Below are 1277 nucleotides of genomic sequence, written 5' to 3'. Positions count from 1 at the left end.
TGGTAGCTAAAAGTGTACGTAGCACCCAACCACTATGGGGCGATCGCGCTACGAATAGCATCCCAAATTGTTTGACACCAGAGTACTGGGCTAGCACTTCAGTTTGACCAGGATAATCATGTCCTGCTGCTTTCCAGAGAGACTTGGCAATGGGTGCGGTCACAATACCATCAAACTCACCACGTTGGGTAAGTGCGATCGCATTTTCGAGATACAGAAAACTAAGAGCACCACTAGCAGCATTACCAACACCTGGGGTTATTTGAGCCCGTTGTCCATAATCCAACTCAATGTCAAGGATTGATAATGTCTCTGGGGAAGCTAAAGTAGCTACATCTTCAACCCCCTGTTGACGTAGCTGGGTGTAAGCCGCATTCAAGAGGTACCGACTTCCAATCACCGTTATCTCACAATTCCTAGTGACTTGGGAATCTGCCAATGCCTTGAGGACAACTTCTGGTCCAATGCCTGCCGGATCTCCCAAGGTCACCGCTAACCGAGGACGCCTTGGTGGTGAGTTAAGTTTTCCTGTCAAAGACATGTTCTGATCGTTTGTTGACAAGTCTGACATAATTCGTAAACACTCCAGTACCCTAACCCCTTTGCTGGAATACTCTTGCTCAGGATTTCCATAGGATTGCTATATTCTGGCACCCTAGTCATGATACCTTGTAACAAAAGTACATAGGAGATCATAAAACTAATGGGTACAGAAATTTTCAATGCAGCGTTTTTGTCCTTCACCTTGATTCTTGTGGGTTTGGGCTTAGGCTTCTTATTACTCAAAATCCAGGGAGTGTCAGAATAGTTAAGAGTGAATGGGTTATGGGGTAAGGGCTGTGGGGTTTTGTGAATAATTCTTTCACAGTTTTCTTCCACATCCATGACTTATGCTGTCTTAGCCTAAACCCATTCTCCCACACCCCTCACCCGATGGCCTTGCTTATTGAGTAGCTTAAAAATGAGAGATCGACGAAATTTCTGATAGAATCTTATAGAAACTTTAAGATTCCTTACTAAAATTACTATAATGAACTTGTTGGTCGTCGGTGCAACTGGCACCTTAGGAAGACAGGTGGTTCGTCGTGCACTGGACGAGGATCATCAGGTACGCTGTCTTGTACGCAGTCCACGCAAAGCCTCTTTCCTAAAAGAATGGGGAGCAGAACTAGTACAAGGAGACCTCTGTGTTCCAGAAACCCTACCAAAAGCCCTGGAAGGGATCACAGCTGTCATTGATGCGGCAACATCGAGACCAACAGATTCTCTGACCATCA

General features: G+C 45.4%; 3 protein-coding genes. 2 read left to right on the top strand and 1 reads right to left on the bottom strand.

Annotation, left to right across the window (positions count from 1 at the left end; translation table 11 throughout):
- The coding region (locus F6K37_RS45995; protein WP_287257297.1) for a 4-hydroxythreonine-4-phosphate dehydrogenase PdxA at positions 1–541 on the bottom strand (541 nt) is incomplete at its 3' end.
- A gap of 162 nt (positions 542–703) precedes the next feature.
- Between F6K37_RS45995 and petM the strand changes: the two genes are divergently transcribed.
- Positions 704–808 (top strand): cytochrome b6-f complex subunit PetM, encoded by a 105-nt coding sequence (petM, locus tag F6K37_RS45990; RefSeq protein ID WP_063747919.1) that lies wholly within the window; start codon positions 704–706, stop codon positions 806–808.
- Positions 809–1030: 222 nt separating this feature from the next.
- Positions 1031–1277, top strand: a 247-nt coding sequence (locus F6K37_RS45985; protein ID WP_287256565.1) for an NAD(P)H-binding protein, incomplete at its 3' end; no start/stop codon positions are given.

The organism is Moorena sp. SIO4E2, assembly GCF_010671945.1.
GTDB lineage: Bacteria > Cyanobacteriota > Cyanobacteriia > Cyanobacteriales > Coleofasciculaceae > Moorena > Moorena producens.
The sequence above is the reverse complement of the archived record's forward strand: the minus strand, read 5'-3'. Positions and strand labels throughout refer to the sequence as shown.

What these genes read in the sequence shown, in the direction of transcription:
- petM (WP_063747919.1), top strand. Translation starts at nt 704, where the DNA reads ATGGGTACAGAAATTTTCAATGCAGCGTTTTTGTCCTTCACCTTGATT.